At 64.7% G+C, this 26,836-nt stretch carries 15 protein-coding genes; 7 read left to right on the forward strand and 8 right to left on the reverse strand.

The window, feature by feature from the left end; translation table 11 throughout:
• The first annotated feature begins 100 nt into the window (after window positions 1-100).
• From kdpA to ACYCVF_RS01120, 5 genes are all read left to right on the forward strand, one after another.
• Complete coding sequence (gene kdpA / locus ACYCVF_RS01100) at window positions 101-1,804, forward strand: potassium-transporting ATPase subunit KdpA (protein WP_459596678.1); 1,704 nt, start codon at window positions 101-103, stop codon at window positions 1,802-1,804.
• Window positions 1,805-1,828: 24 nt separating this feature from the next.
• Complete coding sequence (gene kdpB, locus ACYCVF_RS01105) at window positions 1,829-3,946, forward strand: potassium-transporting ATPase subunit KdpB (RefSeq protein WP_459596679.1); 2,118 nt, start codon at window positions 1,829-1,831, stop codon at window positions 3,944-3,946.
• A 114-nt stretch (window positions 3,947-4,060) separates the two neighbouring features.
• Window positions 4,061-4,666 (forward strand): K(+)-transporting ATPase subunit C, encoded by a 606-nt coding sequence (locus tag ACYCVF_RS01110; RefSeq protein ID WP_459596680.1) that lies wholly within the window; start codon window positions 4,061-4,063, stop codon window positions 4,664-4,666.
• A 40-nt stretch (window positions 4,667-4,706) separates the two neighbouring features.
• A complete protein-coding gene (locus ACYCVF_RS01115; protein WP_459596681.1) occupies window positions 4,707-7,430 on the forward strand; it encodes a DUF4118 domain-containing protein in 2,724 nt (907 codons plus the stop codon).
• Complete coding sequence (locus ACYCVF_RS01120; RefSeq protein WP_459596682.1) at window positions 7,427-8,116, forward strand: response regulator transcription factor; 690 nt, start codon at window positions 7,427-7,429, stop codon at window positions 8,114-8,116. The genes ACYCVF_RS01115 and ACYCVF_RS01120 overlap by 4 nt, the downstream gene beginning before the upstream one ends.
• Window positions 8,117-8,243: 127 nt before the next feature.
• On the opposite strand, the gene ku is transcribed toward ACYCVF_RS01120, so the two are convergent.
• Window positions 8,244-9,128, reverse strand: a complete 885-nt coding sequence (gene ku, locus ACYCVF_RS01125; protein ID WP_459596683.1) for a non-homologous end joining protein Ku — start codon at window positions 9,126-9,128, stop codon at window positions 8,244-8,246.
• 116 nt (window positions 9,129-9,244) lie between these two features.
• On the opposite strand from ku, the gene ligD reads away from it, so the two are divergent.
• A complete protein-coding gene (ligD, locus tag ACYCVF_RS01130) occupies window positions 9,245-11,920 on the forward strand; it encodes a DNA ligase D (protein WP_459596684.1) in 2,676 nt (891 codons plus the stop codon).
• A gap of 111 nt (window positions 11,921-12,031) precedes the next feature.
• Here the strand turns inward: ligD and ACYCVF_RS01135 are convergent, their stop codons facing one another.
• Window positions 12,032-12,196 carry a DUF3309 family protein gene (locus tag ACYCVF_RS01135; protein ID WP_008560028.1) on the reverse strand — a complete coding sequence of 55 codons (165 nt, stop codon included), beginning with the start codon at window positions 12,194-12,196 and terminating at the stop codon, window positions 12,032-12,034.
• A 176-nt stretch (window positions 12,197-12,372) separates the two neighbouring features.
• Between ACYCVF_RS01135 and ACYCVF_RS01140 the strand changes: the two genes are divergently transcribed.
• Window positions 12,373-12,690 carry a polyhydroxyalkanoic acid system family protein gene (locus tag ACYCVF_RS01140; protein WP_459596686.1) on the forward strand — a complete coding sequence of 106 codons (318 nt, stop codon included), beginning with the start codon at window positions 12,373-12,375 and terminating at the stop codon, window positions 12,688-12,690.
• 2 nt (window positions 12,691-12,692) lie between these two features.
• On the opposite strand, the gene treY is transcribed toward ACYCVF_RS01140, so the two are convergent.
• From treY to ACYCVF_RS01170, 6 genes are read right to left on the reverse strand one after another with little or no spacing between them, the layout of a single operon-like run.
• Window positions 12,693-15,479, reverse strand: a complete 2,787-nt coding sequence (gene treY / locus ACYCVF_RS01145) for a malto-oligosyltrehalose synthase (protein ID WP_459596687.1) — start codon at window positions 15,477-15,479, stop codon at window positions 12,693-12,695.
• A 1-nt stretch (window position 15,480) separates the two neighbouring features.
• On the reverse strand, window positions 15,481-17,229 hold the full coding sequence (gene treZ / locus ACYCVF_RS01150; RefSeq protein WP_459596688.1) for a malto-oligosyltrehalose trehalohydrolase: 1,749 nt from the start codon (window positions 17,227-17,229) through the stop codon (window positions 15,481-15,483).
• Window positions 17,226-19,304, reverse strand: a complete 2,079-nt coding sequence (glgX, locus tag ACYCVF_RS01155; protein WP_459596689.1) for a glycogen debranching protein GlgX — start codon at window positions 19,302-19,304, stop codon at window positions 17,226-17,228. Before glgX ends, treZ begins: the two co-directional genes overlap by 4 nt.
• Before the next feature lie 3 nt (window positions 19,305-19,307).
• The gene (gene glgB, locus ACYCVF_RS01160; protein ID WP_459596690.1) at window positions 19,308-21,446 is read right to left on the reverse strand and encodes a 1,4-alpha-glucan branching protein GlgB; all 2,139 of its coding nucleotides are present in this window, start codon (window positions 21,444-21,446) and stop codon (window positions 19,308-19,310) included.
• Window positions 21,439-24,732: a maltose alpha-D-glucosyltransferase gene (treS, locus tag ACYCVF_RS01165; protein WP_459596691.1), complete on the reverse strand. Its 3,294-nt coding sequence runs from the start codon at window positions 24,730-24,732 to the stop codon at window positions 21,439-21,441. The genes glgB and treS overlap by 8 nt, the downstream gene beginning before the upstream one ends.
• Before the next feature lie 10 nt (window positions 24,733-24,742).
• Window positions 24,743-26,689, reverse strand: a complete 1,947-nt coding sequence (locus tag ACYCVF_RS01170; RefSeq protein ID WP_459596692.1) for a maltotransferase domain-containing protein — start codon at window positions 26,687-26,689, stop codon at window positions 24,743-24,745.
• Window positions 26,690-26,836 lie beyond the last annotated feature (147 nt).

The following is a 26,836-nucleotide window of genomic DNA, read 5'->3' on the forward strand; positions in this document are numbered from 1 at the left end:
CTCGCCGAACTGCTGCTGGCCGAAGTCGCGCTCGTCGCGGGCTTGCTTGCACTGCTCCTGCCGCTCTTGCGCCGGCCCCAAAGCCTGAAGGGTTAATGCCATGACTGTGATCGGTTGGCTCCAGATCATTCTCTATTGTGCGATCATCGTCGCGCTGACGAAGCCGCTCGGCTGGTACATGACGCGCGTGTTCAACGGCGAACCGACCGTCCTGTCACCCGTCCTGCGTCCGATCGAAGCCGGAATCTACTGGATCTCCGGCGTGGACGAGAGACGCGAGCAGCACTGGTTGACCTATACGGTCGCCATGCTGCTGTTCCATGTCGGCGGCTTCCTCATCATCTACGGCGTGATGCGGCTCCAGGCCGTGCTGCCGTTCAATCCGGCCGGACAGGGCGCGGTTGCCGAAGATCTCTCCTTCAACACTGCGGTCTCCTTCATCACCAACACCAACTGGCAGAACTACGGTGGCGAGAGCACGCTGTCCTATCTGACCCAGATGGTCGGCCTCACGCACCAGAATTTCCTGTCCGCGGCGACCGGTATCGTGCTCGCGGTCGCGTTGATCCGCGGCTTTGCCCGCGCATCTGTGCGCACGGTCGGCAATTTCTGGGTCGATGTGACCCGCTGCACGCTCTACGTCCTGCTGCCGATCTGCATCGTCTACACGCTGTTCCTGGTCTGGCAGGGCATGCCGCAGACGCTCGGGGCCTATGTCGAGGCGACCACGCTCGAGGGCGCCAGGCAGACCATCGCGGTCGGCCCGGTCGCCTCGCAGGTCGCGATCAAGATGCTCGGCACCAATGGCGGCGGCTTCTTCAACGCCAATGCGTCGCACCCCTTCGAGAACCCGACCGCGTTGTCGAACTTCGTGCAGATGCTGTCGATCTTCGTGCTCGGCGCCGCGCTCACCAATGTGTTCGGACGCATGGTCGGCAACCAGCGCCAGGGCTGGGCGATCCTCGCCGTGATGGGCCTGCTGTTCGTTGCCGGTGTCGGCGTCTGCTATTGGGCGGAGGCCAACGGCACCTCGACCATGCATGCGCTGGGCCTGACCGGCGGCAACATGGAAGGCAAAGAGGTCCGCTTCGGCATCGTCGCGTCCTCGCTGTTCGCCGTGATCACGACGGCCGCCTCCTGCGGTGCCGTCAACGCCATGCACGACAGCTTCACCGCGCTCGGCGGCATGATCCCGCTGATCAACATGCAGCTCGGTGAGATCATCGTCGGCGGCGTCGGCGCCGGCATGTACGGCATGCTGCTGTTCGTCGTCCTCGCGATCTTCGTCGCGGGCCTGATGGTCGGCCGCACGCCGGAATATGTCGGCAAGAAGATCGAGGCGCGCGAGGTCAAGATGGCGATGCTCGCCATTCTCGTCCTGCCGCTGATGATTCTCGGCTGGACCGCCGTCGGCGTGGTCTATCCGGCGGCGGTCGCCTCCATGGCGAATGCCGGACCGCACGGCTTCACCGAAGTGCTGTACGCCTTCACCTCGGGGACGGCCAACAACGGCTCGGCCTTCGCGGGCCTCACCGGCAACACCTTCTTCTACAATCTCACGCTCGCCAGTGCGATGTTCGTCGGCCGCTTCTTCATGATCGTACCGGCGATGGCGATCGCGGGATCGCTCGCGGCCAAGAAATCGATCCCGCCGTCGATGGGCACGTTCCCGACTACGGGAGGTCTGTTCGTCGGCCTCGTCGTCGGCGTCATCCTGATCATGGGCGGCCTGACCTTCTTCCCAGCGCTCGCGCTCGGCCCGATCGTCGAGCATCTGGCGATGAACGCCGGCAACCTGTTCTGATCCAGCTTTTTCGGAGTGACCTCCATGGAATCTGTCCATAAACCCAACAAGCGCATGCCGGTCTCGGCGATGCTGGATCCCAAGATCGTGATGCCGGCGGTCGGCGCGGCCTTCGCCAAGCTCGACCCGCGCGCCATGATCAAGAACCCGGTCATGTTCGTGGTCGAGATCGTCGCCGCGCTCACCACGGTGATCTTCCTGCGCGATCTCCTGACCGGCGGGGAAAATCTCGGCTTCACCTTCCAGATCATCCTCTGGCTTTGGTTCACCGTGCTGTTCGCCAACCTTGCTGAGGCAGTGGCCGAAGGCCGCGGCAAGGCGCAGGCCGAGACGCTGCGCAAGACCCGCACTGAGAGCCAGGCCAAGCTGCTGAGCGGAGCAGGCCGCGACTACAAGCTCGTGCCCGGCACGAGCCTGAAGGTCGGCGATCTCGTGCTGGTCGAGGCGGGCGACACGATCCCCTCGGACGGTGAAGTGATCGAGGGCGTCGCCTCCGTCAACGAGGCCGCCATCACCGGTGAATCGGCGCCCGTGATCCGCGAGTCCGGCGGCGACCGTTCGGCGGTGACCGGCGGCACGCAAGTGCTGTCGGACTGGATCCGCGTCCGCATCACCGCAGCCCAGGGCTCGACCTTCATCGACCGCATGATCAAGCTGGTCGAGGGTGCCGAGCGGCAGAAGACACCGAACGAGATCGCGCTCAACATCCTTCTTGCCGGCCTCACCATCATCTTCGTGTTCGCCACCGTGACGATCCCAAGCTACGCGGCCTATGCCGGCGGCTCGATCTCGGTGATCGTGCTCGTTGCGCTATTCGTGACGCTGATCCCCACCACCATCGGCGCGCTGCTGTCGGCGATCGGCATCGCCGGCATGGATCGCCTGGTCCGCTTCAACGTGCTGGCAATGTCCGGCCGGGCGGTCGAAGCCGCCGGCGACGTCGACACGTTGCTGCTCGACAAGACCGGGACCATCACGCTCGGCAATCGGCAGGCGACGGCGTTCCGTCCCCTCCGCGGCGTCAGCGAGCAGGAGCTTGCGGACGCGGCCCAGCTCGCGTCGCTCGCGGACGAGACGCCGGAGGGCCGCTCGATCGTCGTTCTGGCCAAGGAGAAGTACGGCATCCGCGGCCGCGACATGGCCGAACTCGGGGCGACCTTCATCCCTTTCACGGCACAGACCCGCATGAGCGGCGTCGATGCCGGCGGCTCGTCCGTGCGCAAGGGCGCGGTCGACGCCATGCTCAACTATGTCAGCGGCGGCGCGCCGCAGGCCGTTGCCTCCGGCAACACCGCCCGTGCCATCCAGCCCGCGACGCTCTCGGACACCGGCCGCGAGCTTCAGACGATCGCCGACGAGATTTCGAAGTCGGGCGGCACGCCGCTGGCTGTCGCCAAGGATGGCAAGCTGCTGGGCGTCGTCCAGCTCAAGGACATCGTCAAGGGCGGCATCCGCGAGCGCTTCGCAGAGCTGCGCCGCATGGGCATCCGCACCATCATGATCACCGGCGACAATCCGATGACGGCGGCCGCGATCGCGGCCGAGGCCGGCGTCGATGACTTCCTGGCGCAGGCCACCCCCGAGGACAAGCTCAAGCTGATCCGCGACGAGCAGGCCAAGGGCAAGCTGGTCGCCATGTGCGGCGACGGCACCAACGACGCGCCGGCGCTCGCCCAGGCCGACGTCGGTGTCGCCATGAACACCGGCACCCAGGCGGCCCGCGAGGCCGGCAACATGGTCGACCTCGACTCCAACCCGACCAAGCTGATCGAGGTGGTCGAGATCGGCAAGCAGCTCTTGATGACGCGCGGCGCGCTGACGACGTTCTCGATCGCGAACGACGTCGCCAAGTATTTTGCGATCATTCCGGCGATGTTCCTGGCGTTCTACCCCCAGCTCAACGTGCTCAACGTCATGAACCTGTCGAGCCCGCAGAGCGCCATCCTGTCGGCGATCATCTTCAACGCATTGATCATCGTCGCGTTGATCCCGTTGGCGCTGAAGGGGGTGGCCTATCGCGCGGTCGGTGCCGGTGCGCTGCTTCGGCGTAACCTGCTGATCTATGGCCTGGGCGGCATCGTCATTCCCTTCATCGGCATCAAGGCGATCGACCTCCTGGTGACCGCCTTGCACCTGGCATAACCCCCGTCATTGCGAGGAGCGAAGCGACGAAGCAATCCAGGCGGTCTCCGCGGATGCATTTCTGGATTGCTTCGCTTCGCTTCGCTCGCAATGACGCAAAAATCGGAGAAACACATGCTCAGAGAAATCCGCCCCGCGATCGTCCTGTTGCTGGCGCTCACCGCCATCACCGGTCTTGCCTATCCGCTCGCGATGACCGCCATTGCCGGCACGCTGTTTCCCGTGCAGGCGCAGGGCAGCCTCATCGAAAAGGACGGCAAGGTGATCGGCTCCGCCCTGATCGGGCAGGAGTTCAAGGACGACAAATACTTCCACGGCCGTCCGTCGGCGACGCTTGCGCCGGACCCGAATGATTCGACCAAGACGGTGTCGGCCCCCTACAACGCCGCCAATTCGGGCGGCTCCAACCTCGGCCCGACCAGCAAGGCGCTGGCCGACCGGTTGAAGGAGGATGTGGACAAGCTGAAGGCCGAGAATCCGAACGCGGCCGTGCCGGTCGACCTGGCGACGACCTCGGCCAGCGGCCTCGACCCGAACATTTCGCCGGAAGCGGCGCAATTCCAGGTACCCCGCGTGGCGAAGGCGCGGAAACTGCCTGAGGATCAGGTCAAGCAGCTCGTGACCGCCAGCACCGAAGGCCGTCTGCTCGGCCTGCTCGGCGAACCCAGGGTTAACGTTCTGGCGCTGAATCTCGCGCTCGATCGCATGGCCGCGAAGTAGCAGTCTAGGCTCGCGGCGCCCACGTGATTATATTGGCAAGATGGTCCGAGAGCGCCGCGATCCCGAACAACGTCCCTCTCCCGAGGCGCTGCTGGAAGCTGCGCGGCGGGAGGAAGGTGCGACCGGCAAGCTGAAGATTTTCGTCGGCGCCGCTCCCGGCGTCGGCAAGACCTATGAGATGCTGCAAAGCGCCCATGCCAAGCGCAAGGCCGGCATCGACGTCGTGGTCGGGTTCGTCGAAACCCATGGCCGCGCCGAGACCGAGGCCCTGGTCCGCGGTCTCGAAGTGGTTCCCCGCAAGAGGCTGGACTACCGCGGCCAGATTGTCGAGGAGATGGATCTCGATGCGGTGATCGCGCGCCGGCCGCAGATTGCTCTGGTCGACGAACTCGCCCACACCAATGCGCCGCTTTGCCGCCATCCCAAGCGCTATCTCGACGTCGAGGAGCTGCTCTCCCAAGGCATCGACGTCTACACCGCCGTCAACATCCAGCATATCGAGAGCCTGAACGACGTCGTCGCGCAGATCACCCATGTCAGGGTGCGCGAGACCGTGCCGGATTCGGTGTTCGACCGCGCCGACGCCATCGAGCTGATCGACCTCACCCCCGACGATCTGATCCAGCGGCTGAAGGAGGGCAAGGTCTATGTGCCCAAGCAGGCCGAGCGGGCCTTGGAGCACTATTTCTCGCCGGGCAATCTGACCGCGCTGCGCGAGCTCGCGCTGCGGCGGACGGCCGAACGGGTCGACGAGCAGCTCCTCACCCACATGCAGGCGAATGCGATTCCTGGGCCCTGGGCCGCGGGTGAGCGCATCCTCGTCTGCGTCAGCGAGGATCCGCGCGCGGCCGGCCTCGTGCGTTACACCAAGCGCCTGGCCGACCGGCTGCATGCGCCGTTCACCGCGATCTCGATCGAGACGCGGCGATCCCTGCAACTGTCCGACGAGGAGCGCGACCGGCTGGCTGACACGCTGCGGCTTGCGGAGTCGCTCGGCGGCGAGGCGCTGACCATCCCCGCCGTCGGCCGCCGGATTGCCGAGGACGTCGTCAATTTCGCGCAAGGCAACAACGTCACCCAGATCGTGATCGGCAAGTCGACGCGCTCGCGCTGGTTCGAGATGACGCGCGGCTCGGTCGTGCATGACCTGGTGCGTCGCGCCGGCAACATCAGCGTTCACGTCATCCCCGGCGATGAACTGTCCGCAGAAGCGGCGCCCAAGACGGTGGTGCAGACTGCTGCGCGATCCGAGCCGTTCGATCCACGGCCCTATCTCAAGGCGCTTGGCATCGTGCTGATCGGCCTCGGCGCCGCGCAGCTGATCCAGCCCCGTTTCGGCATCGAGAACGTCGACCTCGTGCTGCTGACGGCGGTGGTTGTGGTTGCCGTGCGCTATGGCCTTTGGCCATCGCTGCTGGCGACCGTCGCCGCCTCGCTGTCCTACAATTTCTTCTTTCTGCCGCCGATCTACACCTTCACGATCACCGATCCGACCAACGTCGCCGCTTTCGTGCTGTTCATGGTGGTGGCGATGATCGTCTCCAATGTCGCGGCGCGCGTTCGCATCCAGGCCGACACCGCGATCGGCCGGATCAGGATGACCGAGCAGCTCCATGCCTTCAGCCGCAAGCTCGCCGGCACCGCCACGCTCGACGACGTGCTGTGGGCGACCGCCTACCAGATCGCATTGATGCTGAAGGTGCGCGTGGTGCTGCTGCTGCCGGACGAGGGCCTGCTCACGGTCAAATCCGGCTATCCGCCCGAGGACGAGCTCGACCAGGCCGATCTTGCCGCCGCCAATTGGGCCTGGAGCAACGATCGCCCCGCCGGTCGGGGCTCGGACACGCTGCCGGGTGCCAAGCGGCTGTTCCTGCCGATGCGAACCGGGCGCGGCCCGATCGGCGTCATCGGCATCGACAACGACCGCACCGGCCCGCTGCTGACGCCGGACCAGCGCCGGCTGCTCGACGCCCTGGTCGACCAGGGCGCGCTCGCGATCGAGCGCGTGCTGCTGGTCGAGGACATGGACCGCGTCAAGCGCACCGTCGAATCCGAGCGGCTGCGCTCGGCGCTGTTGACCTCGATCTCGCATGACCTGAAGACGCCGCTCGCCTCTGTGTTGGGCGCGGCCTCCACCATGCGCGATCTTGCCGGCGCCCTCTCCGATACCGAGAAGCGCGACCTGCTCGCCACCGTGATCGACGAATCCGAGCGGCTCAACCGCTTCATTGCCAATCTGCTTGACATGACCAAGCTCGAATCCGGCGCCATCGTGCCGAATACGGCGCTTCACGATCTCGGCGAGATCGTGGGCAGCGCGTTGCGGCGCGCCAGCCAGATCCTCAACCGACACAAGGTCGAGCTGGTGCTGGCCGCCGATCTGCCGATGCTCCAGCTCGATGCCGTGCTGTTCGAGCAGGTGCTGTTCAATCTGCTCGACAATGCCGCCAAGTATTCGCCACCCGAGACCACGATATCGATCCGCGGCCGGCGCGAGAGCGGTCATGTCGTGCTCGAGATCGCCGACGAGGGGGCCGGCATTCCGCCCGACGAGCTCGAGAGCGTGTTCGACAAGTTCTATCGCGTGCAGAAAGGCGATCACGTCCGCCCCGGCACCGGGCTCGGCCTCGCCATCTCTCGCGGCTTCGTCGAGGCGATGCGCGGCACGATCTCCGCTGCCAATCGCCACGAACGGAGCGGCGCGGTCATCACCATCCGTCTGCCCGTTCCGGCAGAGAGCCACGCATTGGATACCGCCGCATGAGCGCTGCTCCGATCAAGGTCCTGGTCATCGACGACGAGCCGCCGATCCGCAAATTGCTGAGGATGGGGTTGACGACGCAAGGTTACGAGATCCTGGAGGCTTCGAACGGCAAGACTGCGCTGGAGAAGCTCGAGGAGGGACCGGCCCTGATCATCCTCGATCTCGGCCTGCCCGATGTTCAGGGGCATGAGCTGCTCCGCACCATCCGCGCCCGCAACGAAGGCGTGCCGATCGTGGTGCTGTCGAGCCGCGGCGACGAGGCCGGCAAGGTCCAGGCGCTCGATCTCGGTGCCGACGACTATCTGACCAAGCCGTTCGGAATGGAAGAGCTCCTGGCGCGCCTGCGCGCCGCACTGCGTCACCAGCTCCAGGTCAAGGGCGAACGTCCCGTGTTTCGCATCGGCGATCTCTCTGTCGATCTCGTCCGCCGCATCGTCAAGGTCGGCGATCGTGACGTGAGGCTCTCGCCGAAGGAATATGACCTGTTGCGCGTGCTGGTGCAGCATGCCGGCAAGGTGCTAACCCACCGCTTCCTGCTTCGGGAGCTCTGGGACGAGTTGACCGACGCGCAGTACTTGCGCGTCTATGTCCGCCAGCTCCGCCAGAAGATCGAAGCAGATCCGGAACGGCCGCAATATGTATTGACGGAGACAGGGATCGGGTACCGCCTGAAGGCAGGGGATTGATTCTCGTCGATCCGTAGGATGGGTAGAGCGAAGCGAAACCCATCGTGCCTCTGCGACTGCCGATGCGAGATGGGTTTCGCTTCGCTCTACCCATCCTACGACAACTGCCTCGCAATGGCAGCATAAATCAGCCAGCCTTCCTCTGCCTCGCCGTCGACCGGTGCGTCTTCTTCGCGGCGCGCTGCCGCCCCGTCGCGCGTCGCGGATGCGACTTCGCCGCCGTCTTCTTCCCGCCGCGGCCCTTCAGGCTCTGCTTCAGCGCGTCCATCAGGCTGACGACGTTGCTCGGCCGCTCCTCGGGCTCGGGCAGCTCGATCTTCTTGCCGCTGGCCTTGCGCTTCACCAGTGCCTTCAGCGCGTCCTCGTATTCATCCTTGAATTTTCCGGGATCGAAATGCGCCGCCTTGGTCCGGAGGATGTGGCCGGCGAGCTCGACCATGTCCTTTGTGATCTTCGGGCTCTTGATCTCGTCGAAGAACTGGTCTTCGTCGCGCAGCTCGTAGGGGAAACGCAGCGTGGTGCCGAGCAGGCCCTTGCCGAGCGGTTCGATCGCCATGACGTGCTCGCGGTTGGTCAGCACGATCTTGGCGAGTGCCACGCGGTCCTGGTCCTTCATGGCATCGCGGATCACCGCGAAGGCATCGACCGCGGCCTTGCCGTCCGGCGCGATGTAATAGGGGTGATTGAGATAACGCTGGTCGATCTCCTCGCTCGGCACGAAGCTCTCGATGTCGATGGTATGGTTGCTCTCGATCTGGACCGCTTCGAGCTCCTCCGGTTCGATCTCGACATATTTGCCCTTGCGCAACTCGTAGCCGCGGCCTTTCTGGTCGCTCTCCACGATGTCGCCGGTCTCGGCATCGATCATCTGCTGCTTGAGCCTGTTCCCGGTCTCACGGTTGATCAGGTGAAATCGCGTCTTCTCGGCCGCCGTGGTCGCCGGATAGAGCACGACCGGGCAACTGACCAGCGACAGCTTCAACGTTCCCTTCCAATAGGCGCGCGGGGCCATTCCATTCTCCAGCGTTTTCAAGGCGTTTTGGAACCCCAACCGTCCCATCGGGTTTTGGTTCCGGGCGGGACTTTGGCCGTGATAGGCTTGACGCCGAAAGAGAAGCGGGACCGGTCGTGCTGCAAAAACTCTCCACTTATCGACAGAAGCGGGACTTCGAGAAGACGCCCGAGCCATCCGGCAAGACCGCAGTGGCACCATCGAAACAGCGGCGCTTCGTGGTCCAGAAGCATGATGCGACCAGGCTGCACTACGATCTCAGGCTCGAATTCGACGGCGTGTTCAAGTCCTGGGCGGTGACGAAGGGGCCCTCGCTCGATCCGCACGACAAGCGTCTGGCCGTCGAGGTGGAAGACCACCCGCTCGACTATGGCGATTTCGAAGGCACGATTCCGGAAGGGCAATATGGCGGCGGCACGGTGATGCTGTGGGACCGCGGCACTTGGGAAGCGGAAGATCCGGAAGCCGGTTTCAAGAAGGGCGACCTCAAGTTCATCCTGCATGGCGAGAAGCTGCAGGGCAGTTGGGTGCTGGTGCGCATGCGTAGCGACCGGACCGGCGGCAAGCGTACCAACTGGCTCCTGATCAAGCACCGCGACGAATATGTCCGCGAGGGCGCGGACAACGACATTCTCGAGCAGGACAGGTCCGTCGCCTCCGGCCGCGCGATGGAGCAGATCGCTGAAGGCAAGGGCCGCGCGCCAAAGCCGTTCATGCTGGCGAAGGGCGCAAAGGGCAAGGCGGATGCTGTCTGGCAGTCCAACCGTGGCGAGGAGACGAAGGGGCGCACGGTGAAGCCGGCGCCGCGGACCGCGTTGAAGGCCGGCAGGACGGCGAAGAAGACGGCCACGGTGGCAACGAACGCCAGGAAGATCTCGGAGATGCCGGACTTCGTTGCGCCGGAGCTCTGTACGCTGGTCGAGCGGCCGCCGTCCGGCGAGGGCTGGTGCCACGAGATCAAGTTCGACGGCTATCGCGTCCAGCTTCGGGTCGAGGACGGCGAGGCGACGCTCAAGACGCGCAAGGGTCTCGACTGGACCGGCAAGTTCGGCTCCATTGCCAAGGAGGCGGGCGCACTCCCTGACGTGATGATCGATGGGGAGATCGTCGCGCTCGACCATAACGGCGCGCCGAACTTCTCCTCGCTTCAGGCCGCGTTGTCCGATGGCAAGACCGACGAGCTGATCTTCTTCGCCTTCGATCTTCTGTTCGCCGAAGGCCAGGACTGCCGCCGGCTGCCGCTCGGCGAACGCAAGGCGCAGCTCAAGAAGCTGCTGGAATCGCGCAAGCGGAAATCGAGCCAGATCCGCTACGTCGAGCATTTCGAGAGCGGCGGCGATGCCGTGCTGCAATCGGCCTGCAAGCTCGAGCTCGAAGGCGTGGTGTCGAAGAAGCTGAACGCACCGTATCGCTCCGGCCGCACCGAGAGCTGGGTCAAGTCGAAATGTCGCGCGGGCCACGAGGTGGTGATCGGCGGTTACAAGACCACGAACGGCAAATTCCGCTCGCTGATGGCCGGCGTGCGGCGGGGCGATCATCTCGCCTTCGTCGGCATGGTCGGCACCGGCTTTGGCGCGGACAAAGTCAAGCGCATCATGCCGGCATTGAAGGCCATGGCGGCCAAGGAGAGCCCGTTCGGCGGCAAGAATGCGCCGAAGAAGACGCGCGAGGTGCACTGGCTGAGGCCGGAGCTGGTCGCCGAGATCGAGTTCGCCGGCTTCACCGCCGATGGCAATATCCGCCAGGCTGCGTTCAAGGGCCTGCGGCAGGACAAGCCTGCCGACGAGGTCGTAGCCGAGACACCCCACGACACCGAGCTCGCCGAGCCCTCGCAGAAGAGACGCGCCAGGCCGAAGTCCGTCAAGGGCGCGAAGGAGGCTGGCACCGCCCAGGTCATGGGGGTCGTCCTCTCGAAGCCGGACAAGGAACTCTGGCCCGATGACGGCAATGGCGAGCCCGTCACGAAATTCGACCTCGCGCGATATCTCGAAGCCGTCGGCGAATGGATGATCGTGCATCTCAAGGGAAGGCCGTGCTCGCTGATCCGCGCCCCAGATGGCATCAAGGGCGAATGCTTCTTCCAGCGCCATGCGATGCAGGGCACGTCGAACCTGCTGGAGCTCGCGCGAGTTTCCGGCGACCGCAAGCCTTATTTGCAGATCGATCGGATCGAGGGGCTCGCCGCCGTGGCGCAGATCGGCGGCGTGGAGCTGCATCCCTGGAATTGCGCGCCCTACGCATATGACACGCCGGGCCGGCTGGTGTTCGATCTCGATCCAGCGCCCGACGTGGAGTTCGCCGACGTCGTCGAAGCTGCCAAGGAGATGCGGCAGCGGCTGAGCGATATCGGCATGGACAGCTTCTGCAAGACCACGGGCGGCAAGGGGCTGCATGTGGTGGTGCCGCTGCTCCACGGTGCGCGCGACCAGGTGAGCTGGAAGGAGGCCAAAGCATTCGCGCAGGGCGTCTGTCAGTGGATGGCCGACGACGATCCCGAACGCTACCTGCTCAACATGTCGAAGAAGCTGCGCAAGGGAAAGATCTTCCTGGACTACTTGCGCAACGACCGGATGTCGACGGCGGTGGCCCCGTTGTCGCCGCGGGCGCGCACAGGGGCCACGGTCTCGATGCCGTTGACCTGGTCGCAGGTGAAGAGCGATCTCGATCCAAAGCGGTACACGCTGCGCACAGTGCCGGGCCTGCTGGCGCGATCGAAGGCGTGGGAGGAGTATGACGATGCCGCAGTATCGATCAAGGCGGCGATGAAGAAGCTGGCGGCGAAACTGAAGTAGGCGCTTTCCAGAATGTCATTCCGGGCTGCGCGAAGCGCAGACCCGGAATCCAGAGGTTGTGGTGCGACATTCCCGTTTCGCGCGTACGCGCCCTGGGGATGGCCGCCCTGACTAGATCCGTCCCATCAGCAGCAGGATCAGCAGGATGACGATGACGAGCCCGAGGCCGCCGCCGCCATAATAGCCGGTGCCGTAGAATGGCCCGCCGCCGATGCCGCTGAAGCCGCCGAGCAGGGCGATGATCAGGATGATCAGAATAATCGTGCCGATAGACATGCGAATCTCCTCAGCCCTTTGTTGAAAGGGTATTGCAACCTGTCCCGTTGTGCGAAGGCAACTTGCCGCAGGTTTGAAAGTTCCCCCTTTGAAACACGGCCGAAGGTTCAACTTGCATGGAACCTTTATGGGTTCGGCAGGCATGACTATGTGAGGTCAGTGAAAGGGGGAGGACCATGTCAGCGCCGCTTGTCGTTTCCATTCCGCATCGTCTCGGCCGCGAGGAGGCGGTGCGTCGGCTCAAGACCGGGCTTGGCCGTGCCGCGGCAAGCATTCCCGTGATGCAGGTCGAGGAAGAGATCTGGAGCGGCGACACGATGAATTTTCGTATCCGCGCGCTCGGGCAGGTCGCGAGCGGTCGGGTCGACGTCGCCGACGATCAGGTCCGCGTCGAGGTGGTGCTGCCCTGGCTGTTGCAGCGCTTTGCCGAGATGGCCCAGGCCACGATCAAGAAGCGCGGCCAATTGCTGCTGACAAAGGACGGCGGCAAGTAGCCTCAGCCGCGCACGCGCTGCCGCATCGGCTTCACCGCGTTCGCAGTCCGCGCCTCGATGACGGCTACTGGAAGATCGCGCCAGGCCTGCGCGAGCGGGACTTCGTTCCCCGCAAGGCCCGTCGCCATGTAGCCGCTGATATCGACGGTCGCATCGAAGCCTTCCGCCACGGGCCAGTCCCGGCCCCCTTGCGTGAACGGCGCGAAATGACGCCCGACCACGATGATCGCGGCCGCGCGGCCATGACGGCGCGCGAAGGCGATCACGTGATCGGCATGTGCGCCGCGCACCTCGAGCGGCTGGTAATCGCCCTGGGCGAAAACGTCGGCGAGTCCATTGCGCAGCTTGAGAAGATGTCGCGTCCAGGCCAGCTTGAGCTGGCCGTCCGGCCAGCTCTTGCTCAGGCCGCGCCAATCCGGATGCTCCAGCGAGCTCAGCGCTGCATGGCGCGCGGCAAAGTCCACCGGGCGACGGTTGTCGGGGTCGACCAGCGACAGGTCCCAGAACTCGGTGCCCTGGTAGAAGTCCGGCACGCCCGGCAGCATCGCCTTGAGTGTGAGCTGGCTAAGCGAGTTCAACGTGCCGAGCAGCGCGACGCGGCGACCCAGGGTCTGCAATGTCTCCAGGAATTCTGCGGACTGAGCCGGGTCGAGGATCTTCTCGATGAAGTCTCGTATGCCGTTCTCATAAGCTTCATGCGGATTGAGCCAGCTCGTCTCCTCCTTGCCTTCCCGCGCGGCCTTGAGTGCATAGGCCTGGATGCGTTCGACGAAAGCGGCATCGGTCGGCTCCTCGAGCGGCCAGGCCCCGAGCAGGGTTTGGTAAAGCATGTATTCGAACGTCGCGGACGGTGCGCGGAAACTGCCCCGGTGTGTGAGATGCGGCGCGTTCAACACCTTCCAGCGCGCCACCGCGCTGGTCCATTCGCCGGGAAGCTCGCTGAGCGCCGCGATCCGGGTGCGGGCATCCTCGCCGCGTTTCGTGTCGTGGGTGGCGGTCGCCGTCATGCCCTGCGGCCATTCCCTGGCGCGGGCCTGCATGGCCTGGTGGAAGGCGGCAACGGTGAGGCCGGTGCTCGCGGGATCGCCGCCGACCTCGTTCAGCGCCAGCAGCCGGTGGAATTGATAGAAGGCGGTGTCCTCAAGCGACTTCGCCATCATCGGCCCGGTGAATTGCTGCACCTTCAGCGCGAAGCGGCGCACGCGCGGGGCACTGTGCGGGGGGCGGCCGGGCTTGAGCAGGTCCATGGTGAGGGCATCGCGCAGGAAGTCGAAAATGCCTTCGTCAGCGGCAAACCACTCCCCGCGGGCGCGCTCGATGGTGTCCTCGACCAGCTTGCGGTCCGGTGCCGTCGGGCCGCTATGCGTCAGGTAGGTGCGATAGACCGGGAAATGCAGCACGTAGAGCTCGAGCGCCTGTCGCAGGCTGTCGGCTGAGAAGTCTCGCGTCGAATAATGCCCGTTAGCGATGCGCGCGAGCAGACGCGACAGCACGGTGAATTCGCTGGCGAGCAACGTCTCCAGAACCCGCCGCTTCGCGTCCTTGACGTAAGGCGCCAGCCGCGGCGGCCGGTTGCTGATCTGCCGCCAGGTCTCGTCCAGCGCTCCGAGGCCCTTGGGATCGACTAGCAGATGCGTGATGACGTTCATCCACTCGTAGCCGGTGGTGCCCTGGACGCCGGCGAAATGCGACAGGCGCTCGTGCTCGCACAGGATCTTTTCGATGACCGTATAGAACGGCTTTGTGTTACCCTGGGCGTCGCGCACCAGGCGGCGCAATCGCTGGCAATATTGTGCGGGGTCACGCAGGCCGTCGATGTGATCGAGACGGATTCCCTGCAGTTTGCCGTCGGCGATGAGTTGCTTCACCAGCCGGTGTGTGGCGGCAAATGTGCCGGGATCCTCGACGCGCAGTCCCGCGAGTCCGTTGACGTCGAAGAAGCGGCGATAGTTGATGTCGCTTGAGGCAAGCCGCCAGTGCCCGAGCTTGTAGTGCTGGCGCTCCAGCAGATGATGCAGCGTCAGCGTCTGCGCCGGGCGGTCCTTGCCGGCGCGATAGGCGGCGAGACCGCGACCGATGATGTCGGCGGCGCCTGCGATCTCCTTGAGCTCGGTCTTGAAGCCGGGAGCTTCCTTGCGGTTGGGCCGGCGCAATCCAGTGTAGCGTGCGGCGAGCGCGAGCAGACGCCTGCCGGTCTCCGTATCCGCTGCGTCCGCTTCCTTGACGATCATGCGCAGCACCTCGCCATAGCGCTCCGGCGCGATGGGCAGGCGATGCTCGAAATACCAGGCGGAAAGACTGCCCTCTTCCGGATCGTAGCGCAGCTCGATGTCGCCACCCTCTAGCGCGTCGCCATAGGACGAACCGAGAATCGGCAGCAGCACGCCGCCGCGTGCGCGGAAGGCCAGTTGATCCCAGTCGATGTCGAAGGAAGCGGCGTGCGGCGAGGCCTGGCCCCATTCCAGCACGTCGAGCCACCAGGGATTGTCGGCGAAGTGCACGCCGACGTGGTTGGGCACGAAATCGATGATGAGCCCGAGGTCGTGCCTGGTCAGCGCCTCGCTCAGCCGCGCGAAACCAGCCTCGCCGCCGAGCTCGGGATTGAACTGGCTGTGATCGACGGTGTCGTAGCCATGGGTCGAGCCCTTGCGCGCCTTCATCACCGGCGAAGCATAGAGATGCGTGATCCCAAGCGCCTTGAGGTAGGGAACGACCGCGGTAGCCTTGTCGAAGTCGAAATCCGCGGTGAGCTGGAGCCGGTAGGTTGCGAGCGGAATGGCAGGAGGCATGTCAACCTCCGAGACGCCAGACCACCGACCAGGGCGGAAGCCGCTCGCTGGCGCCGCCCCAGATCGGGGTGCCCGCGCCGAGGGTGGAGGTGTTCTCGTGATCCGACAGATTGGCGACAAGGCGCAACGTCGTGCCGTCGCCCATCCGCCAATGCGCGGTGAGCAGGCCGTTGTCCGCCGCCTCGGCGTCGCCGAAGCTTGCACCCTTGAGCCTGGGCATGATTTCCTTGCGGCGGAGCGCGAGCAGGTCTTTCACCAGCGCAAGCCGCGCGTCCTGTCGCGGTGTGCGGCCGGTCCAGTCGAGCACGGCCGATTGCAACGTTGCCGGATCGAGCGGATCGGGCACCTCGTCGCCGTATTTTTCGTAAGCCCAGGCGTACTCCTGCTTGCGACCCGTGCGCACGGCCTCGGCGAGTCCACCGTGGAAATCGCAGAAGAACGGGAAGGGGACTGTCGAGCCCCATTCCTCGCCCTGAAACAGCATCGGCACCATCGGAGCGAGCAGGGTCACCGCCAGCGCGGCCTCGATCTGTTCTGGCAATGCCAGGCTTTCCAGCCGCTCGCCAAGCGGACGGTTGCCGATCTGGTCGTGGTTCTGCAGGAAATTGACGAAGGTTGCCGGCGGCAGCTCACCGCTCGGCTCGCCCCGCGGCCTCTTGCCCCAGAACTCCGAGATTTCGCCCTGATAGACGAAGCCGGAGGCGAGCGCGCGCGCGAGGTCCATGCGCGGCGTCTGGTAGTCGGCGTAGTAGCCGGCGAGCTCGCCGGTCAGCATCACATGCCAGACGTGATGATAATCGTCGTTCCACTGTCCGCGATATTTGCCGTTCGGCGGCTCCTGCGCGGCGTCGAGCAGGCTGGCGCGATTGTCGCCGTTCTCCAGCACGAGGTGGATGTGGCGTCCCGTGGCCTTGGCGAGCTCGCCGGCGGCAACGCTCAGGTCCTGCAGCATCGATTGCTCGCCGGGGATCGCCATGATGTGGTTGGCGGCATCCAGCCTGAGGCCGTCGAAGCGATAGTCGCCGAGCCAGGACAGCGCATTCTCGACGGCAAAGGCTCGCGCCTGCGGCACGCGATAGTCGATCGCACTGCCCCAGGGCGTGTGCGCGTCGGTGAAGAAGGTCGGCGCATAGCGGCCGAGGTAATTCCCTTCGGGCCCGAAATGATTATAGACGACATCGAGGAACACCATCAGCCCGCGCAGATGCGCCTCGTCGATCAGCGTCTTCAGGTCTTCGGGACGACCATAGGCGCTGTCGGGCGCGTACCACAGCACGCCGTCATAGCCCCAGCCGCGGCGCCCGGCGAAATCGGCAAGCGGCATCAATTCCAGCGCGGTGATGCCGGTTGCCGCGAGATGATCGAGCTTGTCGATCATGGCGCGGTAGGTGCCCTCCGGCGTGAAGGTGCCGACATGAGTCTCGATCAGCACCGTCTCTTCCCAGGGACGGCCGCGCCATTCGCGCGCGCGCCATACGAAGGCGTCGTGATCGATCACCTCGCTCGGGCCGAACACATCCTCGGGCTGGAAGGCTGAAGCAGGATCCGGCACGTCGATCTCGTCGTCGATCCTGAACTTGTAGGGGCTGCCGGCGGTGAGGCCGGCGATGTCGGCGACGTACCAGCCATCCTGCCGGCGCTGCATCGCGTGCCTGCGATCGAGCAGGAGGTCGACACGGCGCGCGGCCGGCGCCCATAGGCGGAACGACACGCCGTCCTTCGTCGGTCTCGCCCCGAAGGACGGTCTCATAGAGTCCCCGCGAATGCGAGCACGGAGCGCGGCGACGCCTTGCTGTCGCTCCCGGGCAGGAAGTCGATCGTATTCAGCTTGGCATCGGTCGTGTTCAGGATCTGCTGCCAGCTCTTGTATTCGGTCATTTGGGGCAATTTGAATGCGATCTCTTCGGGAGCGGCGTTCAGTACGATAAAGATCGCAGCCCCACCCGGTTCCATCGGCCCCATCACATAGGAAAGGAACCGCCCTTCCGGAAATTTCCAGTCGCTTTCCGTCATCTCGTGGCCGGCAGGGGTCAGCCACAGCGCTCCGTACGAGACGCCGTCCTTGGGACGGCCATCGAGCCAGCGATGGCTGCGCAACTGCGAGAACCGGCGGCGGATGTCGGCGAGATGGGCGACGAAATCGACCATGTCGTCGCCCTCCTTGCCGAGATTGTCCCAGCCGACCCAACCGACCTCGTTGTCCTGGCAATAGGCGTTGTTGTTACCGGATTGAGAATTTCCGACCTCGTCGCCGGCGAGGATCAGCGGAACGCCCTGCGCCAGCATCAGACAGGCCAGCACGTTCTTGCGCAGTTGCCGGCGCAGGCTGATGATCTGGGGGTCGTCGGTCGGACCCTCGACGCCGCAATTGTTGCTGTGGTTGTCGTTGGACCCGTCGCGATTGTCCTCGCCATTGGCCTCGTTGTGCTTCTCGTTGTAGCTGAAGAGGTCGGCGAGCGTGAAGCCGTCGTGCACGGTGATGTGGTTGATGCTGGCGCGCGGGCGCCGTCCGTCATGGTTGAACAGGTCGGATGAGGCTGTCATGCGGCTGGAGATGTCGCCGATGAGGCTGCCTTCGCCACTCCAGTAGCGGCGCATGGCGCTGCGATAACGGTCGTTCCATTCCGACCATTGCGAAGGGAAGGCGCCGACCTGGTAGCCGCCGAGGCCGAGGTCCCAGGGCTCGGCGACGAGCTTGACGGTCGCCAGCACCGGATCCTGCCGCACCGCGGTCAGGAACGAGCTGCCGCGATCAAAGCCGTTCGGTCCGCGTGCCAGCGTGGTGGCGAGGTCGAAGCGGAAGCCGTCGACATGGCAGACCTCGACCCAGTAGCGAAGTGAATCCATCACCATCTGGAGGACGCGCGGATGGGTCAGGTTCACCGACGAGCCGCAGCCGGTGAAGTCGTCGTAATAGCGCGGGTTCTCGCGGTTCAGCCAGTAATAGGAGGCGTTGTCGATGCCGCGATAGCACAGCGTCGGCCCGAGATGATTGCCTTCGGCCGTGTGGTTGTAGACGACGTCGAGCATCACCTCGATGCCGGCGTCGTGCAGCCGCGCCACCGTGGTACGGAAGGAATCGAGCGCATTGTCCTGCGCGTAGCGCGACTCGGGCGCGAAGAAGGACAGCGTGTTGTAGCCCCAGTAGTTGGCGAGCTTCTTTTCCACGAGGATGCGGTCGTCGACGAAGCTGTGGACCGGGAGAAGCTCGATGGTGGTGACGCCGAGCCGCTTCAGGTGCTCGATCATCGCCGGCGAGGACAGGCCGCCATAGGTGCCGCGCAAATTCGGTGGCACGTCGTCGCGCTTCTGGGTCAGGCCCTTGACGTGGGCCTCGTAGATGATGGTGTCTTCCCAGGGGATGTTGGGACGGATCTCACGGCGTCCCCAATTGAAGGTCTCGTCGACCACGACCGCCTTCGGCATGCCGCGCGCATTGTCGCGCCGGTCGAAGGACAGGTCCTCGCGTGGGCTTCCGGTGCGGTAAGCGAAATGCGCATCGCTCCAGACCAGCCGCCCGGCAAGGCGCTTGGCATAGGGATCGAGCAGCAGCTTGTTGGCGTTGAAGCGGTGGCCGTGCTCGGGCTCGTAGGGTCCGTGCACGCGATAGCCGTAGAGTTGGCCGGGCGAGACGTCGTTGAGATAACCGTGCCAGACGTCCTCGGTCCTGTCGGGCAATTCGATCCGTTCGAGCTCGCGGCGGCCTTGGGCGTCGAACAGGCAGAGCTCGACCTTCTGTGCATTGGCGGAGAACAGCGCGAAATTGGTGCCGCGTCCGTCCCAGCTTGCGCCGAGCCGCGCGGGCGATCCAGCAGTCAGGCGCATCGATCAGCTTTCCGGAACGAGGAAGATCGCAGCGAGCGGCGGGATGGTGAGACGGAGCTCGCCACCCTCGGCATGAACTTCGCCGACATTCCCGACATTGCTGCCGCCGTAGTGGGCGGAGTCCGAATTGAGCACTTCCTTCCATTTGCCGCCGAAGGGCACGCGAACGCGATAGTTCTGGTAGACGTTCGGCGAGAAGTTGGCGATCACCATGCACCGCGCATGCTCGTCGAAGCCCTTGCGCAGCCAGGCGAACACGTTGCGGTTGGCATCGTCCGTGATCAGCCATTCGAAGCCGGCCTGGTCGCAATCCATCTGGTGCAGCGCCGGCACGGCGCGATACAGCCGGTTGAGGTCGCGGATCAGCGCCTGGATGCCGGAATGGTACTTGTATTCGAGCAGGTGCCAGTCGAGCGACTGGTCGTGATTCCATTCCCGGCTCTGCGCGATCTCCGCGCCCATGAACAGCAGCTTCTTGCCGGGATGGCCGAACATGAAGCTGTAATAGGCGCGCAGATTGGCGAAGCGCTGCCACTCGTCGCCGGGCATCCGGCCGAGGATGGAGCGCTTGCCGTGCACGACCTCGTCATGCGACAGCGGCAGGATGAAGTTCTCCGAGAACGCATAGTGCAGGCCGAACAGGATCTCGCCGTGGTGGTGCTTGCGGTAGATCGGGTCCTTGCTGATGTAGCTCAGCGTGTCGTGCATCCAGCCCATGTTCCACTTGTAGCCGAAGCCGAGCCCGCCGAACTCGACGGGACGCGAGACCTGCGGCCAGGCTGTGGACTCTTCGGCGGCAGTGGTGGCCTGCGGGAAGCGGGCAAACAGTTCGGTGTTGAAGCGGCGCAGGAAGTTGATCGCCTCGATATTCTCCCGCCCGCCATACTGGTTGGGGACCCAGGCGCCGGGCGGCCGGCTGTAGTCGAGATAGAGCATGGATGCGACCGCATCGACTCGCAGGCCGTCGATCGCGTAGCGCTCCAGCCAGAACAGCGCATTCGACACCAGGAAGTTCGTTACTTCCGTGCGGCCGTAATTGTAGATCAGCGTGCCCCAGTCGAGGTGCCGACCCTGGAGCGGGTTGGCGTGCTCGTAGAGCGCGGTGCCATCGAAACTGCCGAGACCATGCGGATCATCAGGGAAATGGCCGGGCACCCAGTCGAGCAGCACGCCGATGCCCTCGCGGTGGCAGGCATCGATCAGTGTCGCGAAGTCATCGGGTGTGCCGAAGCGGCTGGTCGGCGCATAGAGGCCGGTCGGCTGATAGCCCCACGAGCCGTCGAAGGGATGTTCGCTCACGGGAAGGAATTCGAGATGGGTGAAGCCCATGTCGCGTGCGTAGGCCGGCAGCTGCTCGGCCAGCTCCCGATAGGTCAGCCATTCATTGCCGTTCTTGCGCCGCCACGAGCCGAGATGGACCTCGTAGATCGACATCGGCGCCGACAGGGCATTGATGCCGTCGGGCGCGGGTCGCGGCCGCGGCAGATGTGCTTCGTCGAACACGATGGACGCCGTCTTCGGCCGCACTTCGCTCGCAAATGCCATCGGATCCGATTTCAGCGGAAGCAGATGGCCGTGCGGGCCGATGATTTCGAACTTGTAGTGATCGCCGGTCTTCGCATGCGGGATGAACAACTCCCAATAGCCGCTGCCGCGCACCCGCATCGGGTGGCGCCGCCCGTCCCATAAATTGAAGTCGCCGACCACGGATACGCGCCGCGCATTCGGCGCCAGCACGACGAAGCCGATGCCGTCCACGCCCTCGAGCCGCATCGGATGCGCGCCGAGCTTGTCGTAGAGGCGCTGATGGGAACCTTCGCCGAGGAGGTAGAGATCAAAATCGGTCAGGATCGGCGGAAACCGGTAGGCATCCTCGAACTCGACGACCTCGTTGCCGAACTTTGCACGGAGCTGGTAGTGCTTCGATCCATTGGGCAGGGGTCCGATGAACAGGCCCGCGTCGTGGACGCGGTCGAGCGGTGCGACCTCGCCGTGCTCGCCGATCGCCTCGACATTGGTGGCTTCGGGCAGGAACGCGCGTACCACGCTTCTACCATTCTCGGGATGCAGCCCGAGATAGTGGAAGGGATCGGAGTGGCGGCCCTCGATGATCGCGTAGGCTTCGGCAGGCAGTTTAGGCATGGGCTTCGCTCTCGGCACTTGACAGAATGCGAAGCAGTCCGGTCAGCGGCGCATGCAGCCCCTCAGGCCGGTGGGACAGCTCGTACTCTACTTCGTTGAATGCGTGATCAAGCAGGAAGAACGTCAACAGGCCTTCCGCGGATCGCGGATCTTCCGGCCACAGCCGCCGATCGGTCATGGTTTCGTGATAGGCGGACAAGAAGGTCGCGGTGGCGTGCTCGCGCCATTGGTCGAGCGCCGCCGCGAGCCGGCCCTGCTCGTCGGAGGCGCCCGTAAGCGCGCGATTGAGAGCCGTGTTGATCGAAACGTCAATCGAGTGGATCAGGCCCGCGACGTCGCGCGCGGCCGGCGCCTTGCGCCGCTTGTCGACCAAGGGCACACGTGGATCGCCGTCGAAGTCGATGATGAAAATATCGTCCTTCACGATCAGAGTTTGCCCCAGGCGGAAGTCGCCATGATGACGGATGTTCAACCCGCCGATCCCGGAAGGCAATAGCGCATTCAGGCGGTCGGACAGGCTCGCGCGGGCCTCCGCGAGCTGATCGATCAGCGGCCGGTTGGCCTCCCTCAGGCCGTCGCGGCTGTCGGCCAGCCGGTCGAAAATCCGTTCGGCGCGTGCTTTGAGTTCGGATACCAGGCGCTTGATGTATGCGGAGCCGATCGGCTCCGGAGCGAGATCGCCCGTCTTTGCCGCGGCGAGAGCGACATGCAGCTCGCCGAGCCGCCGGCCGATCTGCGCGACGAAGTGCAGGTAAGGCGCCTGCCCCTGGGTCTCGCGGAGCTTCTCGCCCGCCGGCAGCACGCGCTGTTCGTCGATATAGCGATCGAGATAGCCCGTGGTCACGGTCCAGCCGTCGCCCTGGTTCTCGACATAGGCATGCAGCACGCCGAGGGCGCTGTGCTGGTTACCTTCGACCAGCTCGACGCTGCCGAGCAACGCCGGCGTATTGGCGAAGCGGGCGACCTCCGTGAGATAGTGGCCGATCTCGATCTCGGGGCTGATGCCGCTTTCGAGCCGGCGATAGATCTTGGCGACGTACTGGTTGTCGACGAGCGCGGTGCTGTTCGACTGCTCGATCGCGCGGATGCGTTCGGGCTCCTTGATGGTGTAGTCGGCGAAGCGGCTGGTGGGCCTGAACTCCAGCCGCAGATTGTTCTCTTCCACCACTAGATTCTGCGACAGATTGCGCAGGAACAGGCCGATGAAGATCTGGTCGGTCGCGACGTCGAGCAGCGTGCCTTCGCGCGCGCCCTGGCGCACCGCGGCGAGCGCCCTGGGGTTGAAACGCTCGCGGTCGAAGCGCATCCACTCGATCTGTAGCGGCAGCACGTAGCGTGTAGCCGTGTCTCCTTGCCCGGTCTCGAAGAACGCGATCCACGGCCTGTTGTCGCCGATGTCGCAGAACGGCACCGCCGAGGTCAGCGCAGTCTTGATGTGCTTGGGATTGTGCTCGGGATACCATCGCGTCCGTGACAGGAATCCCGGAAGCACGTCGCGCTCGAACACGCCGCGCTCGCGGGCGAGCGACACCCAGTTCGAATTCACCGGAACCACCAGGGTCTCGAACTCCGGCACCGCGCGCGGCGTCACCGGCTCGGACTTGTCGCGCTCCAGCAGCTGGAACCAGTAGAAGCCGTAGGGCCCCAGCGTGATCATGTAGGGCAGTTCGCCGATCGCAGGAAAGCGGGTGCGGCCGAGCATCTCCTGCGGGATGCGGTCCTTCCACGGCGACAGGTCGAGCTCGGTCGCCTGCGCGGCGCGCGACAGATTGGCGACGCACAGGATCACCTCGTCGCGATACTGCCGGACATAGGCGAGCACGGCGCGGTTGGCCGGGCGGATGAAAGTCATGGTGCCGCGGCCGAAGGCCAGCGTCGACTTGCGCACGGAGATCAGCCGTTTGGTGGCGCTGAGCAGCGAGGAAAGGCTGCGCGACTGCGCCTCCACGTTCACGGATTCATAGCCGTAGACCGGGTCCATGATCAGCGGCGCGTAGAGGCGGGCCGGGTCGCAGCGGGAGAAGCCGCCATTGCGGTCCGGGCTCCACTGCATCGGCGTGCGCACGCCGTTGCGGTCGCCGAGATAGATGTTGTCGCCCATCCCGATCTCGTCGCCGTAATAGATGATCGGCGTGCCCGGGAACGACAGCAGCAGCGAATTCATCAGCTCGATCTTGCGGCGGTCATTGTCCATCAGCGGCGCAAGCCGCCGGCGGATGCCGACATTGATGCGCGCGCGCGGATCGTTCGCGTAGGTGGTCCAGAGATAGTCGCGTTCGACGTCGGTGACCATCTCCAGCGTCAGTTCGTCATGGTTGCGCAGGAACAGCGCCCATTGGCAGCTCGCGGGAATGTCCGGCGTCTGGCGCAGGATGTCGGTGATCGGGAAGCGGTCCTCCTGCGCGATCGCCATGTAGATGCGCGGCATCAGCGGGAAGTGGTAGGCCATGTGGCATTCGTCGCCATGGCCGAAATATTCCTGCACGTCCTCCGGCCATTGATTGGCCTCGGCCAGCAGCAGCTTGCCCTTGGAGTAGGCGTCGAGCTCCTGGCGCAGCCGCTTGATGACCGCATGCGTCTCTGGAAGGTTCTCGTTCGAGGTGCCCTCGCGCTCGCAGAGATAGGGAATGGCATCGAGGCGGAAGCCGTCGACGCCGGCGTCCAACCAGCGCTTCATCACCTGGATGATGGCGCTCACCACGCGCGGGTTGTCGAAGTTGAGATCCGGCTGGTGCGAGAAGAAGCGGTGCCAGTAGAAGGCGCCGGCCTCGGGATCCCAGGTCCAGTTGGACTTCTCCGTGTCGGTGAAGATGATGCGCGTGCCCTGGTACTTCTGGTCGGTGTCGCTCCAGACATACCAGTTGCGGGCGCTGGAGCCCGCATGGCTGCGGCGCGCGCGCTTGAACCAATTGTGCTGGTCCGAGGTGTGGTTGACCACGAGCTCGGTGATGACGCGCAGGCCGCGCTTCTGCGCTTCCTGGATGAAGCGCTTGAAATCCTTCATCGTCCCGAAATCGGGATTGACCGAGCCGTAGTCGGCGATGTCGTAGCCGTCGTCGCGACCAGGCGAGGGGTAGAACGGCAGCAGCCACAGCGCGGTGACGCCGAGCTCCTGGAGGTAGGGCAGCTTCTCGGTCAGTCCCGCGAAGTCGCCGATGCCGTCATTGTTGCTGTCGGCGAAGGCCTTGACGTGGAGCTGGTAGATGATGGCGTCCTTGTACCAGAGCTCATCCACGACCTCGGCAGCCTCAACCTTCTTGGTGTCGACGGAAGACAGAACATTCATGGCGTGATCCTTACGCCAGGCAGCGGAACAGGAGCGCGGGATCGCGGTCGGGATCGATACGCAACCTGATCCCGCCCCATTCGATGCGGGACCGTTCGCCGGTGAGGAGGTTTTCGAGTGTCGTCACATGGTGGCGCTGTCCATGGGTGTCAATGGTGACGTCGCCGAGAGGCAGCCAGAACTCGCGTACCTGGCGCGACAGCGCGATCACGGCGATGACGGTGTTGGCAGGCTCGGCTGCCTCCTTGACGAAGGCGATCGTCTCGCCGTCCTCGACGCCGAGGAAGCGCAGATTGACGGTCTGCTGGAGCGCCGCATTTTCGTTGCGGATGCGATTGAGCGCGGTGATGTAGGACTTGATGTTGCCGGGCTTGTCCCAGTCGCGCTGCTTGATCCGGTACTTCTCGGAGTCGAGATATTCTTCGCGGCCGGGGACCGCCTCGTGCTCCAGGAGCTCGAAGCCGCTGTAGATGCCGTAATTGCCCGAGAGCGTCGCCGCCAGCGCGAAGCGCGACTTGAATGCCCAGGCTTCGCCGCTCTGGAGGTGATAGGGCAACAGGTCGGGCGTGTTGACGAACATGTGCGGACGGTAGAAATCGCGTTCGGGACTGCGCGTCAGCTCGCCGAGATATTGCTCCAGCTCCCATCGCGAGGTGCGCCAGGGGAAATAGGTGAAGGACTGCGCAAAGCCGAGCTTGGCGAGGCCCTTCATCAGCTTCGGCCGGGCAAAGGTCTTGGAGAACAGGATCACCTCGGGATGGCGGCGGCGGATGTCGCGGATCAGCCACTCCCAGAACGGAAGCGGCGCGGTGTCGTGATTGTCGATGGCAAAGATGGTCACGCCATGGTCGATCCAGAACAGCATGGCGTCGCGAAAGGCGTTCCACAGGCCGGCGCGATCCACCGAGGCGAAGTCGGGGGTGACGATGTCGGAATAGGGACCGTCCGCCGTCCGCACCGAGCGGTCCGGTCGCCATTTGAACCATTCCGGATGCTGGGTCAGCCAGGGGTGGTCCGGCGAGCACTGCACGGCGAAGTCGAGCGCGAGCTCGAGACCATATTCGAGGCAGGTTGCAACCAGCGCGCGGAAATCCTCGATCGTGCCGAGCTCGGGATGAAGCGCATCGTGGCGGCCCTCCGCCGAGCCGATCGCATAGGGCGAGCCGGGCTCGCCCTCATTTGCCACCGGTGCATTGTTGCGGCCCTTGCGGCGGGTATGGCCGATCGGGTGGATTGGGGTGAAGTAGAGCACGTCGAAGCCCATGGCGGCGATGTCGGGCACGCGGGCGATGCAGTCGCGCAGCGTCCCGTGCCGTCCCGCCAATGCGCTCTGGCTTCGCGGCATCATCTGATACCAGGCGCCGAAGCACGCCTTGTCGCGGTCGACCGTCAGCGGGAATAGCTGCGAGCGCGTCAGGTCGGGCCGGGACTGGCTCTCGGCCATGGCTTCGCAGAGCTCGGTTGCGAGCAGCGAATTGACGTCGCCGTTCCTGAGATAGTCTTCGCACTGCCTGATGATGACCATGGCTGCGTCCTGCCGCTCGCTATGCGCCTTGGTCAAGAGGCCGGCGCCCTCGATCGCGTCGAGGCTGACATCGGCTCCGTTGCGTTGCTTGCGTGCCACCGCGTGAGACCAGGTGGCGAACTCGTCGGTCCAGGCTTCGATCGCGTAGACATATTGGCCTGGCTCAACGGGTGTGAAGGTGCCGGACCAGCGGTCATTGCCATGATGGATCATCGGCTCGCTCCGCCATTCCCGGTCCTGCTCGCGGCGCCAGATCAGCGCAGCGGAGATCACGGCGTCGCCGTCGCGATAGATGTCGGCCCAGACCTCGACCGGCTGGCCCGCAATCCGCTTCACGGCAAAACGGCCGCCATCGATCAAGGGATAGACGTCCTCGATCAGGAAAGCGCTGCCGGCTGCGGCACTTTCGACAGTTTGAATTGTCTTGTTCACGGTGATGCCATTGACAAGAAAGCAGGGGCCCGTTTCCCTTGTCGGGAACCTACGCTTGATACCTATATAAAAAGCCGCTTGTGTGTCATTAGTTCCCCCTGGGAACGGCAGGCAAGGCTTGTGAGTTGGGCCAGACTAACGTCTTCC

Source organism: Bradyrhizobium cedriense (assembly GCF_054602315.1).